Raw genomic sequence first — 12,661 nt, forward strand, 5'->3', positions numbered from 1 at the left:
CGCAGGTCTTAAGCGCAGCGTGACTTGTGACTAAATATGACAGGAAGTCTTCAGACTTCCATGATCCATACTTTATACTTATGCAAGTCTGAAGACTTGCCAATATGCCCCAGCACAAGTGACACTTCCTTTAACACTTGCGCTAGAAAAATGAGTATAGTTTATCCTACTCAATAAGTATAACCGGAAGTATGGTATCCTTGCCTGCATATTAGCTGGCGCTGCTGTATATATAATCTACGGGAGTAAAACATATTCCTGCCCTTACCGGACTCTGGTGGATATATTCCAGCTTTTGCTCTAAAAAACATGTTGCTTTTCAGTTCGATGGGGTGGTTGTCCTGCTGCCAGAATTGGTAAGTGGTGTTATTACTATTACGTTCACCATGTTTCCTAAATATCCAAAGCATCCAGTCTTGTCTGCTTTCTTGCAGATGCTCTTTAATCGCTTTAGTTATAGCATAAGAAGAATACTTTTTTAGATCGCGCAACACATGGGATAAATTAGCTGTTTTCTTTACGCTTGCTATCAAATGAACATGATTAGGCATGAGGCAAAAAGCGTATAGTTCTAACCCTTTGTATTCCTGGCAGTATCTTAAACTATCTATAAAAATATCTTTATATTCTTTCCTTGTAAATACATCTATCCACGCTACAACAGCAAAGGTTAGGAAATATAACTGCTGATTGTCACTGATTTTATACTTTGTACTCACGTTAAAATTTTTAAAGAAGTCAGGCCTGCCCAAAACCAGTTCGGGAGTACCAAACTGAGTCACCTACCAAAGATCCTGCAAATCTCCTACATCAACCTCATCTGCATAAGGCTCAAGTATATCCACTACGTTGGCCGATTTTTTGAATGTACTATATACCTGCACTGTCTCTCCCGACCACAGCTCCACAAAAGAATTATTCAGAAAATAGAGCGTAACTGTCCAAACGTTATGTTTACGTTGGGCAAGCATGGTACCGCCTTTTGCTAAAGCTTCTTCCTGGCTCCTGAAAGGAAGCCTTTCAAACATGGAGAATTCCTGCATGCTGTGTTGTGGTTATAGATTATAAAGTAAGTCCCAAAATAGCAAATTAGTTTCCGGAGTAAAGGCAAAATAGGTAAATCAGCAGCTTTGCCGTACTTTTGAAAGTATAAGTATAGTAAAATAGCTGCTGGAGTGTTCTTCCGACAAATGCAGCTAAAACGTACAGCACCACATGGAACCGATCAGACTAAATAAATTTATAAGCGACTCTGGCTATTGCTCTCGCCGCGAAGCAGACAAAATGATTGAGCAGGGGCGTGTAATGGTAAACGGAAAGCGTCCTGATGTTGGCGCAAAAGTCACTCCCAAAGATAAGGTACGTGTAGATGGCAACCTGCTGCAGGTAAATGCTGTGAAACCGATATACCTGCTGCTCAACAAGCCAGCCGGCATCGAAACTACTACCGACACCTCGCAGCGCGATAACATTATTCGCTTTACCAATTACCCGGAGCGCATTTTTCCGGTTGGCCGCCTGGATAAAGACTCCGAAGGCCTGATTATACTTACCAACGATGGCGACATTGTAAACAAGATACTTAGGGCTGGTAACAAGCACGAGAAAGAGTACATTGTTACAGTTGACAAACCCATTAACCAGGACTTTGTAGACAAGATGAGCGGAGGCGTATCCATACTTGGTGTAAACACCAAGAAGTGCTACGTAGAGCAGTTGGGGTCTAACAAATTCAGGATTATACTTACACAGGGCATGAACCGCCAGATACGTCGCATGTGCGAGACATTGGGCTACGAAGTACAAACCCTGCAGCGTACGCGTATCATGCACCTGTCGCTTAACAAGATTCCGCTGGGCCAGTGGCGCAACATGACCGAGACTGAAATAGCGGAACTGCAGCGACTGGTAGAAGGCTCTACAAAAACAGAAGAAGGCTCTATAGGTAAGAAACGTGCCGAAGCTCCTGCTAAAAACACCAAGCCAAAACCACGAGGAGGAGCATCAGCTTCGGGTAGGCCATCTCGACCAGGCAGCACTCCGAGAAGTGGAGGTAAAAGCAGCACAGGCGGCAAGAACAGTAAACCTAAAAGTGGCGCTACCAGTGCCAGGGGCTCCAGAGGTGCATCAAAAGGTGGACCAAAAGGTAGCACCGGTAGAAGCGGGGGTAAGAGAAGATAGTTCTCAGAATTATGAATTAGAAATTTTGAATGATGACTTTTTATAGGTTTGAAGTAACACACCATTCATAATTTATAATTCGTAATTCATAATTCAACATTCCTCCTCCTTTTCCTGTAATTTTGCAATTGAATAAAAACAGGCGTACCGTATACGTATACTTGCAGCAACGCCACACAATGTATGGAACCAAAGCGATTAAATAAATTTATAAGCGATACGGGCTTCTGCTCACGCCGCGAAGCCGACAGGCTGATTGAAGAAGGCAGAGTAACCGTAAATGGCAGGGAGCCGGACGCAGGCACAAAAGTCACTCCAAAAGACAAAGTACGGATCGATGACCAGATGCTGAGAGTTCGTGAGGAGGCCCCTACTTTCCTGGTGCTTAACAAGCCATCGGGTATGTCGGCTACGGCAGATATGGAGGTACGTGACAATGTAGTGCGTGCTATTAATCACCCGGCATCTTTGCTGCCAGTTGGCAAACTGGATCGGGATGATGAAGGCGTTCTTATTTTAAGTAATGACAGCGACTTTGTAAGGAAATTATCGAAGGCGGACAGCAAACTTGAGAAGGAACTGGTGGTTACTGTAAACAAGCCTTTTACTTCGGAGTTTATCTCAAAGCTTAGCGAAGCATGTGCCTCTTTTGAAGACGGAAATCCTAAAAAAGCAGTTGTAAACAAGGAGTCAACTACCCGGTTCAGGATCATTCTGGAGCCGGGCATGAACCATAGTATAAAGAAGACCTGCGAGGCGCTTGGTTATAACGTTACTTTTCTGCAGCGTGTACGAATTCAGAGTATTACACTTATCAAACTTCAGAAAGGCCACTGGCGCACACTCACTGCACAGGAAATAGACAGCCTGAAGCAGATAGCTGCCTCCAAACCAGAGAAAGTTGGGGCAAAAAGTAAGTCTGACTCCAGATCCTCTAGCTCAAAAAGTACTTTTGGCAAAGATAAACCCAGCGCTGATAAGGGTGCTTACCAACGACCGGGAAAATCCGGCGCTTCAGAATTTAATAGTCCGGGTAAACGTATCGGTAAATCAAGGCCGCCTAAAACAGAATCTTCGGGACCTAAAGGTGTCAAAGGTGGAGCAAAACCTGCCGGCAGGCCAGGTCCCGACAAAGGCGGTTTTAAAGGAGGAGCCAAAAAAGGAGGTCCATCACGCGGAGGTTCTTCCAGCCGTTCCCGTTAGTATAATTACCATCAGAAAAGGCCACTGCAACTTGATGCTGCAGTGGCCTTTTGTTGTTTCAAGTTCTTAAAACCTCTCCTGCCTAACTCCTGAGCTCTTTAACTCTCTTACTTCTTCACTCCCAACTCCCCATTTTACCCAACTGGTAATCCCGGAAAGCTTCTCTTATTTCTTCTTCGGTGTTCATCACAAATGGGCCATGGGCAACTACAGGTTCGTTAAATGGTTTGGCATGGCCGAGTAAAATATAGCTGTCTTCCGTGGCTTCAACTCTTATTTCCTCTCCCTCGTTTTCAAACTCGACCAGGTGCAGCTTTCCTATATTTTCACCGTTTACGTTTACAGCACCGCGCACCACATAGAAAAAGATATTCCGCTCCTCATCTATACTTGTCGTAAAGCTGCCGCCTTGCTGCATCTCTATACTTGCCATGTGTATGTCGCTCAGCGATGGTATCGGACCTCTAGTGCTTGCCCAGGTGCCAGAAATTACGTTTACTTTTACCTTACCTTCGTCTTCTTTAACCACCGGAATATTATCCTTTTGCAGACCAATGTATGTTGGCTTAACCATTTTATACTTTGCAGGCAGGTTAAACCACAACTGCAATATTTCCAGCGGGCCTCCCTCCTTCTTAAACTTCTCCGACGACACCTCGGCATGTATCAAGCCTGAGCCGGCTGTCATCCACTGTACGCCACCAGCCTCTATTACATCTTTGCCGCCACCGGTGTCCTGGTGGGTAATGTCGCCATCAACTATAAAAGTTAGTGTTTCGAAACCACGGTGCGGATGCGGCCCAAACGGCAGCCCCTGGTTATTTGGCCGGTACACCTGCGGACCATGGTGGTTCAGGAACAGGAACGGATCGATGTACTCCACAGAGCTTGTTGGCAGCGCTCTGTATGTTACCAGGTCTCCCATAGGTGCATGTATGGCTTTGTGTATTTTCTTTATTTGTCTCATTTAGATCTTAACTCAATGTACATACACTAAAATAGGTGTTTAGTGGCATGGATACAAATTAACAGGTTATACTTCAGGAATCAGAATCTCAAAATCAAAGCTTTTACTGAGAGAACAAATCTGAAGACAGATAACGGTCTCCACGGTCACAGATGATGCAAACCACAACACCCTCCTCCAGTTCTTCTATCAGTTTCGTGGACACATGTACTGCTCCTCCACTGCTCATGCCGGCAAATATGCCTTCTTCTCTGGCTAGTCTCCTGGTCATGGCGGTAGCTTCGGCCTGGCTTACATCCATGGTGCGATCTACCCGTTCGGGCTCGAATATCTTTGGGAGGTACGCTTTTGGCCATCTACGAATGCCCGGTATCTGCGACCCCTCCACTGGCTGCGCCCCGATTATCTGCACCTCCGGGTTCTGCTCTTTTAGGTAGCGGGATACGCCCATAATGGTACCGGTTGTTCCCATCGAGGATACAAAGTGCGTGACTTTACCATCCGTATCTCGCCAGATCTCGGGGCCTGTGGTGCGAACGTGTGCTTTGTAGTTATCGGGATTGCCAAACTGGTTCAGTACCAGGTAACCTCCTTTTTCCACCTGCTCAGCCACATAATCAATAGCACCCTCCATAGATTTTTCTGCTGGGGTAAGTATAACCTTTGCCCCATACGCTTCCATTGTCTGAACCCGTTCCTTGGTTGCACTGGCAGGCATTACCAACTCTATCTCTGTTTCAAAAAGCCGCGCGATCATAGCTAGTGCGATGCCGGTGTTTCCGCTAGTGGCCTCTATCAGTTTCATGCCGGGTTTCAGGTCTCCACGGTCCAGGGCACCTTTAATCATGCTGTAGGCGGCACGGTCTTTTACGCTACCGCCGGGGTTGTTGCCCTCCAGCTTTCCATAAAGTTTTACACCAGCTTTAGTATTAATGTGCGTGAGCTCAACAAGCGGAGTATTGCCGATAAAGTCTAATAAGGTAGCCATGTTGCTGATGTTACTTCTTCAACAACTTCAACAACTCTTCTGCTGCACCCTCCGAAGATGCCGGGTTCTGTCCGGTTATGAGCAGTCCGTCACGCACCACATGTGGCTGCCAATCATCTACTTTGGAATAACTACCGCCTAGTTCCTGCAATTTGTCCTCTACCAGGAAAGGAACGACCTCGGTTAGTTTTACAGCCTCTTCTTCAGAGTTGGTAAATCCGGTTACGTTCTTTCCTTTTACCAGCGGCTGCCCATCCGGGCCTTTTACTTTTGCGAAAACTGCCGGCGCATGGCATACGGCTGCTATTGGCTTTTGCTGCTTTTCAAAGTTTTCGATGAGCCGGATAGATGCCTCGCTTTCTGTCAGATCCCAAAGCGGTCCATGCCCGCCAGGGTAGAACACGGCATCAAAATCGTCGGCATTAACTTCGCTTAGCTTCGTTGTATTCCTAAGCTTTTCCTGCAGTTCCTGATCACCGTTATAGCGTTCTGTTGCCTCTGTTTGTGCCCCCGGGGCTTCGCTGCTTGGGTCTATGGGCGGCTCCCCACCTTCTGGTGAGGCAATGGTAATATCTACACCTGCATCAGCCAAAACATAGTATGGTGCGGCAAACTCCTCTATCCAGAAACCTGTCTTCTTTCCAGTGTCGCCTAGTTCAGAGTGTGATGTGAGAACAATAAGTACTTTCATAGCTTGTAGTTTATGATTATTTGTTTAATTTTTTAACAATAGAAATGAGTAAGATCTGCAGCTTTATTCCTGAGCACTCTTATACGGCATCCTTGGCCTGAATGGTAAACGCACACTTATCAAGGCATAGAAGAGGCGTAAAAAAGCAACAAAGGTTATACTTCAAAAGATGTTTTAGTGGCGATCCACTCCCACTTCCACAGATCATTTTCAAGGTTGCGCAATTTTGTCCTGACCGCTTCATAGGCAATCTGGCCCAATGGCAACCGTAACGGCGGATTTTCAGAGTTCACCACCTGCCACAACACCTCAGCTGCTTTGGCCGGATCACCGTCCTGATTTCCGTTACGCTCATGCATGGCACGTTCAAAAGCACCTGCTGTTTCTGTATAGGCATCTATCTGATCATCGGCCCGTTTTATACTTGATCCGGCGAAATTGGTACGGAACGGCCCCGGCTCTACTATCGTAACTTTTATGTTGAATGGTGCCACTTCCTGTGCCAGTGCCTCGCTAAAACCTTCCAGCGCAAATTTGCTGGCGTTGTACACGCCAAAGCCCTGGGTACCCCGGAAGCCAGCCACCGAAGAGATTTGCAGGAAATGCCCGTGTTTCTGTTCTCTAAAGATTGGTAGCGCAGCCTGCGTTACATGTAGTGCTCCATAGAAGTTTGTTTCCAACACGTCGCGCACCTCCTGTATACTTACCTCTTCTATGGCTCCCAAAAACCCAAACCCTGCATTATTTACCACCACGTCCAGCTGCTCGAACTGCTTATAGGCCTTCTTCATCACAGAAATTACATCGGCACGTTGCGTAACATCCAACACATGGGCAAAGGTTAACCCCGGTGCAATGTCGTTGAACTCCTGCACCTGCTCTTTTCTCCGGACGGTACCAATTACTTTTTCTCCGTGAGCTGCCACTTCCTTGGCCAGTTCGCGCCCAAACCCAGTAGATACACCCGTTATAAACCATACTTTGCCTTTGTGCTTCATCTTGTTCCTGTTTTTACTTTTATTCATTCTTTAACTCTGTAAGCGATGCTGCAGTTACACAATTGATTTATACTTCTTAATCTGTTTAATCTGTAAAATCATGACTAAAACTAATATTTTTAGCTAAAACTAATTACCTTAGCAAAAGTATAAAGTAACATGAAAGCAGAAGAATTTATAAAAGGACGCGGCGCACAGTATAATCCAGCCAACCCATACTTAAAGCAGGAGTATGTGGCGGAGCATATCGAAGGGCTTGATGAGGCGATGGTGTCTAACACAAAAACCGAGTTCCTGATTGAGTACCCTAAAAAGATCGTGAATAAAGTGGAGAGTCCGGATATCGGATTAAGTTACTCGCTTAACCCCTACCAGGGCTGCGAGCACGGCTGCATTTACTGCTATGCCCGCAACACGCACCAATACTGGGGCTATGGTGCCGGCCTGGACTTTGAACGCAAGATCATTGTAAAAGAGAACGCGCCCCAAGTACTGGCAAAACAGCTCGAGAACCAGAACTGGAAGGTGATGCCGCTCATGCTGGCAGGCAATACCGACTGCTACCAGCCCATCGAAGCCAAAAAGAAACTCACGCGCCAGATACTCGAAGTGTTGCTGCAGTACCGCCACCCGGTTAGCATTATCACAAAAAACGCACTTATACTCCGCGACCTCGACCTGCTTACCGAACTGAACCAACTCGACCTGCTGCACGTGAACATCAGCATCACCACCCTGGACGAAAAGCTGCGACTCAAACTGGAGCCGCGCACTGCCTCGGGTGCAAAGCGCCTGGAGGTAGTGCGCCAGTTAAGTGCTGTAGGCATACCGGTAAATGTGATGGTGGCTCCTGTTATTCCCGGCCTTAACGATTCGGAGATACCCCAGATTATAAAGCAGGCAGCCGAGGCCGGCGCACAACACGCAGCTTATACTATTGTGCGGCTAAACGGAAGTATAGGCCCTATTTTCGAAGACTGGATACAGGAAGCTTTTCCGGACAGGGCCGCCAAAGTACTGAGCCAGATCGCTGATTGTCACGGAGGCAGCCTGAACGACAGCCGCTTTGGCACCCGCATGCGTGGCGAGGGTAAGTTTGCCGAGGCCATTGCCAAGCTGTTTAAGATGAGCAAGCAAAAGTATATGGCCGGCCGAAGTATAAAACCCTTTAACTACAGCCACTTCTGTACCCGGGCAGGCAAGCAGATGGAGCTGTTTTAGATATGGGGTTGGGAAATGCTTATGCTTAATAGCTTCTGAGATAAAATTTGTTCGTATATGATTGTCATCCCCTGCCCCCTTCAAAGGGGGACTTATGGCTACTACTTTTCCACTTTGTCATCCTGAAAGGATCTTGTGTGAAGGGAGGTTAAGCTTTTGATATAACTACCCCTCCCAAGGCGTAAAATGTACCTGCAGATAAGTCCCCCTTTGAAGGCAGGGCGATGACAATCATCTAAGAACAATAATTTACTAAAGTATTGCGGTTTTCATACTTATACTTTCAGAGCATTATGCAGTATAATTTTGCCTGCAACAAATTTTACCATCAACCGGAAAATACCTATATTACTCCATAGCTGCTATACTTTTCCTGCAACCATCAGTACCAGGAATAGTATGTAACACCTGAATTAACCCTTAAAAACAACCAATGGATTTTACTGCCGATGACATTGTAGTTGAAAGCTGGACCGAACTTCAAAACGCCCTTTTTGACCACAGCTGGGATAACAAGATAGAGCGGTTCCGTTCCTCTTTTGTATACCGTGGCTCTTCCAACCCGGATTTTGACCTGAGTACCAGCATTATGCGCATCGGCAGCAAGTACGAAGAGCTGGAGCCCCACCTGCTACGCAACTTCCGGAAGTATGCCCACACCAGCGCAGCATCGGGTAACTCCGTCTGGAACTGGCTTGCCCTAGCGCAGCACCATGGCCTGCCTACACGCCTCCTCGATTGGACCTACTCGCCCTATGTAGCGCTGCATTTTGCAACCGAAGACCTGAACAAGTATGATGAAGATGGCTGCGTATGGTGTGTGAACTATGTAAAATCGAGGGAATTTCTGCCTGCCCCGCTTATGAAAGCCCTGGAAGATGAAGGCTCCAATGTGTTTACCCCCGAAGTGCTGGAGCCGGTGGCACCATCGTTTAAGGCATTAAAAAGTTTTCAGGAAGACGAGTATGTCATGTTTCTGGAGCCGCCCTCACTGGATGCCCGCATTGTACACCAGTATGCCCTGTTCTCGATGATGTCGGATGTAAAAACAGAGTTAAGCCAATGGCTGCAGAAGCACCCTGATTTATACTTCAGGGTAATTATACCGGCTAAGCTGAAGTGGGAAGTACGTGATAAACTCGATCAGGCCAATATAACGGAGCGTGTACTTTTCCCGGGGTTAACCGGCTTAAGCCACTGGCTGAAGCGGCATTATACCCATTCCTGAAAATTTCACTAATAAAAGAAGTTGTGAGGGTGGTTTGTGTGGAGAAATCTTTATCTTAAGCGTATAAATTATACATTTACGTTTACCCCACATGAAGCTGCTACAACTGCTACCCATTAACCCGACTTTCACCCTGCGAAATTTACCAGGCAAACTCACCCGAAGTTATACTTTTAAAGGCTATACTTTACAAACGGCTGCCATACTTTTAGGCTTGCTGCTAAGCACCTCCTGCACTCAGGAACGCGAAGCCAACTCAGCCACCTTGCCAGACCGTGAACCGGAGTTCGCTGATACCACCATCACAGCCCCTACTGATACACAGGCCGTAGTAAGTACAGACACGCTTGCCAACACGGTTGCAGTAGAAAGCACGCCAGCCGACACAGGTTATACTTACCCTGGTCCACAGCCATTGCCCGGGGCCATACTTCCGCAAAAGCGCATCCTGGCTTATTATGGCAACCCACTTTCTAAGCGTATGGGCATTTTGGGTGAGTTCCCTGCCGACAAGATGCTTAGCAAGCTGGATGATGAAATAGCGAACTGGCAAAAAGCTGACCCGAACACTCCCATACAGCCAGCCTTGCATGCCATTGTGGTAACCGCACAGGGCCACCCCAGTGCCGGAGGCAAGTACCGCCTGCGCATGACTGATAAAATGATTGATGGTGTACTGGAAATGGCCGCTAAACGCGATGCGATTGTTTTCCTGGATGTGCAGGTTGGGCATAGTACACTACAAGAAGAGCTGCCAAGGCTGGAGAAGTATCTGAAGATGCCACAAGTACACCTGGGTATCGACGCTGAATTCTCTATGAAAGACGGAAGTGTGCCTGGCCGCAAAATTGGTACATTCGATGCCGAAGATATCAATTATGCCACTAAGTATATGGCTGACCTTGCCAAAGCAAACAACCTGCCGCCAAAACTGCTTATCGTGCACCGCTTTACCCAGCGCATGATCACAAACCACAAAAACATTACCTTGAGGCCAGAAGTACAGATCGTGATGCACATGGACGGCTGGGGACCTCCTGCCCTGAAAAAAGATACGTTCCGGCGCTACATCAAAAACGAGCCGGTACAGTTCACAGGCTTCAAGATATTTTATAAGAACGACACCAAAAACAATTCCCGCCTGATGAAGCCGGAAGAAGTGCTGGCCCTTAAACCAACGCCGATGTATATCCAGTATCAGTAGGGAGAAGTTGTGAATGAGTGAATGAGTGAATGAGTGCTGTTAGTAACTACCAGCCTTTGAACTCGCAAATGCTTAATTGCACAATCCTGTAACAAAACTCTAAATATCTCCTGCAGCTCTGTGCTGCAATAGGTTATAACGCCCCGCCTGAAGTATAGGCGGGGCGTTTTTGATTATTTCTCCATGTAAGGCTGCCAGTTTACAACCAGCACTTTTTCGTCTTCTAAAAGCAAATAGCCGTAATCGTAGCAAAAATGGTAGGTGTTGCCCTGTTTGGTACGGTAAAGGTGAGTGAAGTGACGGAAGTCGAAACCGGCCACTTGCAGCACCTCCCGCCTGAAGGTGGTGGTGCAAGTGGAGTATGACACGGCGACTTATACTTTTATAGAGTCCGACTCAGCGCCACTAAGTGAGATGAGACTGCCATTGGCAAGGGCTTATTCCCCTCTTGAGAGGGGTTAGGGGTGTGTATCAGAATTCTCCGATACCCACTGCTTAAGCTCGCGCAGCACGTTATCCATTTCCTGCTTCACCTGCCTGTCAGTAAAGCGCAGGAACCTCACCCCGAGCAGCTCCAGCCTTTGCTGCCGTGCCTTGTCCTCCTCGTAGCTGTAGTCGTGGCTGTCGCCATCTATTTCAATGGCCAGGTGCATCTCAGGGGAGTAGAAGTCAACGATGAAGCTGTCTAATGGCTTCTGGCGGTGGAAGTCCAGACCAAGCATGGCGCCGCCTTTGAGATCCTGCCAAAGCAGCACTTCGCCAAGGGTGCTGTTGTTGCGCAGCTGCCTGGCCAGTTCCTTCAGGTAAGGCTTGCATGAAATGTGCTTTCTTTTCTCCATGGTGCGTATAACACACCCCTAACCCCTCTCAAGAGGGGATTAGTTCATCACATTTGCAAGTGCTTTGCAATGGAGGCAGAAAGCAGTTCAATTCATCAATTGCTTGATGTCCCTGGAAGGTGTAGCGCAAGTATGGCTGGCACAGACAATGCGAATAAGGGAACTTGCCTTACAGGTGCGGCTGTGGGAACAAAATTATGTGAAGGAAGCCGACTACATTAGCTGCCCCCTGGCTTTTGTAGAAAAACTCTTTTTGCTCAACTACTCTCCTAACACTATTCGTACTTACCATTCGCTTTTATTACGTTTTTTTAACGGACACAGGCAACATGGCCTTGAGCAAATAAACGGGTTTGCGGTAGTAGAAATCAATGCCTACCACCGGCAGATGGTGCAGGCCGGAACCTACTTCTACTCCTTTGTAAACCAGAGCATAAATGCGGTTAAGTTCTACTTCCACCGAATACTGGGCAGGCACACCCTGGACCTGAGCCAGGTGGAGCGGCCCGAGAAGGCTGACAGGCTGCCCACCGTGCTCAGCAAGCAGGAGGTGTCCAGGATTCTCTCGGCCACCGTCAACCTTAAGCACCGCTGTATCCTCCAGCTCCTTTATGCCGGGGGGCTGCGGATCTGGGAGGTCATCAACCTGAAGATCACGGACGTGCAGTCGGATCGGAACCTGCTGCTCATTCGCGGGGGAAAGGGCAAGAAGGACCGCACCACGCTGCTCTCGCAGAAACTGCTTGAGAGCCTCAGAATATATTATAAGGAATACAGGCCGAAGGTGTGGCTCTTTGAAGGGCAATATGGGGGCCAATACACCACCGACAGCATTCGTAACGTATTCAGGGATTGTGTGAATAAGGCCGGCTTGCAGAAGAAAGTGACGCCGCACTCGCTCAGGCACTCCTTTGCCACACACCTTTTGGAGCAGGGCACAAACCTTCGCTACATCCAGTCGCTGCTGGGGCACAAAAGCAGCAAGACCACTGAGATTTACACCCACATCACCAGCCATGGACTGGAAAGTATCGTCAGCCCGCTTGACAATTTATAGGAATGTTCTATATTTAGCTTTAAATTGTTTAGAAGATGAAACCGAACCCTTACCTGATGCCTGGAAACCTTGAAAAGCAAGTTC

The 12,661-nt window shown here is 47.5% G+C and carries 14 protein-coding genes; 6 read left to right on the forward strand and 8 right to left on the reverse strand.

The features are described from left to right. Positions 1 to 170: 170 nt before the first annotated feature. Together K0O23_RS19460 and K0O23_RS19465 are read right to left on the reverse strand one after the other, a co-directional pair. The gene (locus K0O23_RS19460) at positions 171 to 719 is read right to left on the reverse strand and encodes a transposase (RefSeq protein WP_317195718.1); all 549 of its coding nucleotides are present in this window, start codon (positions 717 to 719) and stop codon (positions 171 to 173) included. Positions 720 to 782: 63 nt separating this feature from the next. Next, a complete protein-coding gene (locus K0O23_RS19465) occupies positions 783 to 1,043 on the reverse strand; it encodes a hypothetical protein (protein WP_219879133.1) in 261 nt (86 codons plus the stop codon). Positions 1,044 to 1,215: 172 nt separating this feature from the next. Between K0O23_RS19465 and rluF the strand changes: the two genes are divergently transcribed. Together rluF and K0O23_RS19475 are read left to right on the forward strand one after the other, a co-directional pair. Next, complete coding sequence (gene rluF, locus K0O23_RS19470; RefSeq protein ID WP_219879134.1) at positions 1,216 to 2,181, forward strand: 23S rRNA pseudouridine(2604) synthase RluF; 966 nt, start codon at positions 1,216 to 1,218, stop codon at positions 2,179 to 2,181. Between the two features lie 183 nt (positions 2,182 to 2,364). Next, positions 2,365 to 3,384 (forward strand): pseudouridine synthase, encoded by a 1,020-nt coding sequence (locus tag K0O23_RS19475; RefSeq protein WP_219879135.1) that lies wholly within the window; start codon positions 2,365 to 2,367, stop codon positions 3,382 to 3,384. 115 nt (positions 3,385 to 3,499) lie between these two features. Here K0O23_RS19475 and K0O23_RS19480 read toward each other — a convergent pair whose 3' ends face one another. The 4 genes from K0O23_RS19480 to K0O23_RS19495 form a co-directional block, all read right to left on the reverse strand. Beyond that, positions 3,500 to 4,351, reverse strand: a complete 852-nt coding sequence (locus K0O23_RS19480; RefSeq protein ID WP_219879136.1) for a pirin family protein — start codon at positions 4,349 to 4,351, stop codon at positions 3,500 to 3,502. Between the two features lie 103 nt (positions 4,352 to 4,454). Continuing rightward, on the reverse strand, positions 4,455 to 5,339 hold the full coding sequence (cysM, locus tag K0O23_RS19485) for a cysteine synthase CysM (RefSeq protein ID WP_219879137.1): 885 nt from the start codon (positions 5,337 to 5,339) through the stop codon (positions 4,455 to 4,457). A 10-nt stretch (positions 5,340 to 5,349) separates the two neighbouring features. Then, positions 5,350 to 6,030, reverse strand: a complete 681-nt coding sequence (locus tag K0O23_RS19490) for a type 1 glutamine amidotransferase domain-containing protein (RefSeq protein WP_219879138.1) — start codon at positions 6,028 to 6,030, stop codon at positions 5,350 to 5,352. A 155-nt stretch (positions 6,031 to 6,185) separates the two neighbouring features. Then, positions 6,186 to 7,055 (reverse strand): oxidoreductase, encoded by an 870-nt coding sequence (locus tag K0O23_RS19495; protein WP_246597228.1) that lies wholly within the window; start codon positions 7,053 to 7,055, stop codon positions 6,186 to 6,188. Between the two features lie 132 nt (positions 7,056 to 7,187). Between K0O23_RS19495 and K0O23_RS19500 the strand changes: the two genes are divergently transcribed. The 3 genes from K0O23_RS19500 to K0O23_RS19510 all read left to right on the forward strand — a co-directional run bounded on the left by K0O23_RS19500 (position 7,188) and on the right by K0O23_RS19510 (position 10,681). Beyond that, positions 7,188 to 8,249, forward strand: a complete 1,062-nt coding sequence (locus K0O23_RS19500) for a PA0069 family radical SAM protein (RefSeq protein ID WP_219879139.1) — start codon at positions 7,188 to 7,190, stop codon at positions 8,247 to 8,249. A gap of 433 nt (positions 8,250 to 8,682) precedes the next feature. Next, on the forward strand, positions 8,683 to 9,477 hold the full coding sequence (locus tag K0O23_RS19505) for an FRG domain-containing protein (RefSeq protein WP_219879140.1): 795 nt from the start codon (positions 8,683 to 8,685) through the stop codon (positions 9,475 to 9,477). A gap of 91 nt (positions 9,478 to 9,568) precedes the next feature. After that, positions 9,569 to 10,681 carry a hypothetical protein gene (locus tag K0O23_RS19510; protein WP_246597229.1) on the forward strand — a complete coding sequence of 371 codons (1,113 nt, stop codon included), beginning with the start codon at positions 9,569 to 9,571 and terminating at the stop codon, positions 10,679 to 10,681. A 173-nt stretch (positions 10,682 to 10,854) separates the two neighbouring features. Here K0O23_RS19510 and K0O23_RS19515 read toward each other — a convergent pair whose 3' ends face one another. Next, positions 10,855 to 11,049 carry a hypothetical protein gene (locus tag K0O23_RS19515; protein ID WP_219879141.1) on the reverse strand — a complete coding sequence of 65 codons (195 nt, stop codon included), beginning with the start codon at positions 11,047 to 11,049 and terminating at the stop codon, positions 10,855 to 10,857. Positions 11,050 to 11,139: 90 nt separating this feature from the next. Beyond that, positions 11,140 to 11,520, reverse strand: a complete 381-nt coding sequence (locus tag K0O23_RS19520) for an endonuclease domain-containing protein (RefSeq protein ID WP_219879142.1) — start codon at positions 11,518 to 11,520, stop codon at positions 11,140 to 11,142. A 199-nt stretch (positions 11,521 to 11,719) separates the two neighbouring features. On the opposite strand from K0O23_RS19520, the gene K0O23_RS19525 reads away from it, so the two are divergent. Then, positions 11,720 to 12,577: a tyrosine-type recombinase/integrase gene (locus K0O23_RS19525; RefSeq protein ID WP_317195719.1), complete on the forward strand. Its 858-nt coding sequence runs from the start codon at positions 11,720 to 11,722 to the stop codon at positions 12,575 to 12,577. The last annotated feature ends 84 nt before the right edge of the window (positions 12,578 to 12,661 follow it).

Origin of the sequence: Pontibacter aydingkolensis, assembly GCF_019443125.1 — a bacterium.
Lineage (GTDB): Bacteria > Bacteroidota > Bacteroidia > Cytophagales > Hymenobacteraceae > Pontibacter > Pontibacter aydingkolensis.

Coding starts and splice junctions, on each gene's coding strand:
- K0O23_RS19465 (WP_219879133.1), bottom strand. CDS start 1,043: ATGCAGGAATTCTCCATGTTTGAAAGGCTTCCTTTCAGGAGCCAGGAA.
- rluF (WP_219879134.1), top strand. CDS start 1,216: ATGGAACCGATCAGACTAAATAAATTTATAAGCGACTCTGGCTATTGC.
- K0O23_RS19475 (WP_219879135.1), top strand. CDS start 2,365: ATGGAACCAAAGCGATTAAATAAATTTATAAGCGATACGGGCTTCTGC.
- K0O23_RS19480 (WP_219879136.1), bottom strand. CDS start 4,351: ATGAGACAAATAAAGAAAATACACAAAGCCATACATGCACCTATGGGA.
- cysM (WP_219879137.1), bottom strand. CDS start 5,339: ATGGCTACCTTATTAGACTTTATCGGCAATACTCCGCTTGTTGAGCTC.
- K0O23_RS19490 (WP_219879138.1), bottom strand. CDS start 6,030: ATGAAAGTACTTATTGTTCTCACATCACACTCTGAACTAGGCGACACT.
- K0O23_RS19495 (WP_246597228.1), bottom strand. CDS start 7,055: ATGAATAAAAGTAAAAACAGGAACAAGATGAAGCACAAAGGCAAAGTA.
- K0O23_RS19500 (WP_219879139.1), top strand. CDS start 7,188: ATGAAAGCAGAAGAATTTATAAAAGGACGCGGCGCACAGTATAATCCA.
- K0O23_RS19505 (WP_219879140.1), top strand. CDS start 8,683: ATGGATTTTACTGCCGATGACATTGTAGTTGAAAGCTGGACCGAACTT.
- K0O23_RS19510 (WP_246597229.1), top strand. CDS start 9,569: ATGAAGCTGCTACAACTGCTACCCATTAACCCGACTTTCACCCTGCGA.
- K0O23_RS19520 (WP_219879142.1), bottom strand. CDS start 11,520: ATGGAGAAAAGAAAGCACATTTCATGCAAGCCTTACCTGAAGGAACTG.